Here is a 2039-nt window from a genome sequence, read left to right as displayed (position 1 = left end):
GGGCGCTTGGGCAAGACTCTCTGGACCGAAGAGACCGAGGGCGAAAAGGTCCGCCTCATCGGCCATTGGGATGGCGAGGAAGAGGCCCGTTGGATCGGGGATGAGATCGAATCCGCGCAGCGCGGCACAAGAGGGCTCGACCCCTTCTCGCTTGACGATATGGCGATTCTCGTCCGGGCGAGCCACCAGATGCGCGCTTTTGAAGACCGGTTTCTGACCATTGGCCTGCCTTATAAGGTGATTGGCGGCCCGCGATTCTATGAGCGTTTGGAAATCCGCGACGCCATGGCCTATTTCCGCGTGGTCACCAGCCCCGATGATGATCTCGCCTTCGAGCGGATTGTGAACACGCCCAAGCGGGGTTTGGGCGAGAAGGCGCAGCAGAAAATCCAACGCACGGCGCGGGATCATGGGGTGAACCTTGTCGAAGGTGCGCGAATTCTTCTCGCCCATGGCGGGATCAGCGGCAAAGGGGCGGCGCAACTGCGGCTTTTGATCGACGGGATCGACCGTTGGTCGTCGATGTTGCAAGGTCCGCGGATCGAGATCAGCGAAGACGACTCGGTGCTGGATGATGGCGTCGCGCCGCTGCGGGTGGATTACGGCCCACCGGACGTGTCCCATGTCGAACTGGCCGAGATGATTCTCGACGAAAGCGGCTATACCGGGATGTGGCAGAATGACAAAACGCCCGAAGCGCCGGGGCGGCTGGAAAACCTCAAGGAACTGGTCAAAGCCTTGGAAGGCTTCGAGAACCTTCAAGGCTTCCTCGAACATGTCAGCCTGATCATGGATAATGAGCAGGAGGGCGATGGCGAGAAGGTCTCGATCATGACGCTGCACGCGGCTAAGGGTTTGGAATTCCCCATGGTTTTCCTGCCAGGCTGGGAAGATGGGCTGTTCCCCTCGCAGCGTTCGATGGATGAAAGCGGGATGAAGGGGCTCGAAGAAGAGCGGCGGCTGGCCTATGTCGGCATCACCCGGGCGGAGCAGATTTGTACCATCTCTTTCGCCGCCAATCGCCGGGTCTTTGGCCAATGGCAGAATGCGATGCCGTCGCGTTTCATTGATGAGCTGCCCGAAGAACACGTGGATGTGCTGACCCCGCCGGGGCTTTACGGCGGCGGTTTTGGCGCGGCCATGCCGCAATCGGACCTACATGACCGTGCCGCAAGCGCGAATGTCTATAACTCACCGGGTTGGAAACGCCTGCAATCACGCAGCGGGGCGCGGGGCACCAGCCAGCCGCGCGAAAGCCGCAATGTCACGATCGACATGCAGGCGGTCGCCGCTTTTAAGATGGGTGAGCGCGTTTTTCACGATAAATTCGGCTATGGTGAAGTGATCGGCATCGAAGGTGACAAGATGGAAGTCGCCTTTGAGAAGGCCGGGACCAAAAAGGTCGTCTCGCGCTTCTTGACCGGCGGGAAAGACGTGCCCTTCTAAAAGCGTATCCTGGGGCGGGCTGCCAAAGGCCTGCCTGAACAAGACCTTACAAACAAAAACGACGACACCTTGGGAGGAAGGTGCCGCCGTTTCTATGTCGGCCCGAAGCGTCGAGGGAGGGTCGGCTTCGGGTCTCCTTGCGGGGTCCGCCTCATTCAGGGAGGAGGAAAGTGACGCGCACCCCGGCTTTCAGACGACAGAACAGGGAGGGGTTCTGACGTCCGATCTCTATCTCTGCTTAGCCGCGGGAAGATTCCCATGCGACGCGGCGCAGTTCGGAACGGCTCAGACCAAGATCGGCCAGTTCGCGGTTGCTCAACGCGCTCAGACCGTCGAAAGTTTCACGGTACAGACGGTGCTGTTTGTAGCGGGTTGCCAGTGCTTCGAATGCGCCGCCGATACGGGCGAAGACGGAAGTTGTGTTTGCGGTGGTTGTGTTCATGTAAGCCATTTCGGCGCCTCTTTTTTCATCTGTGGATCATCTCGTTGCCTGCTATTTACGCCCTTTCTGCATTTGCACAACGGGCATAAAGTCAATGCCGCTATGCAGAAAGCGCATAGGTTCTGAGTGGCGCAAGTTGTTGATAAAAAAC

2 protein-coding genes are annotated in these 2039 nt (G+C 58.9%); one reads left to right on the top strand and one right to left on the bottom strand.

Features of this window, described 5'->3' with window-relative positions; translation table 11 throughout:
• A partial coding sequence (locus FCK22_RS02465) for a 3'-5' exonuclease (protein WP_169306048.1) occupies positions 1-1446 on the top strand: 1446 nt, incomplete at its 5' end.
• 238 nt (positions 1447-1684) lie between these two features.
• On the opposite strand, the gene FCK22_RS02460 is transcribed toward FCK22_RS02465, so the two are convergent.
• Positions 1685-1897, bottom strand: a complete 213-nt coding sequence (locus FCK22_RS02460) for a DUF1127 domain-containing protein (protein ID WP_067262642.1) — start codon at positions 1895-1897, stop codon at positions 1685-1687.
• Between the last annotated feature and the right edge of the window lie 142 nt (positions 1898-2039).

It is taken from the genome of Sulfitobacter sp. 15WGC (genome assembly GCF_005068605.1).
Taxonomy (GTDB): Bacteria; Pseudomonadota; Alphaproteobacteria; order Rhodobacterales; family Rhodobacteraceae; genus Sulfitobacter; species Sulfitobacter faviae.
The sequence above is the reverse complement of the archived record's forward strand: the minus strand, read 5'-3'. Positions and strand labels throughout refer to the sequence as shown.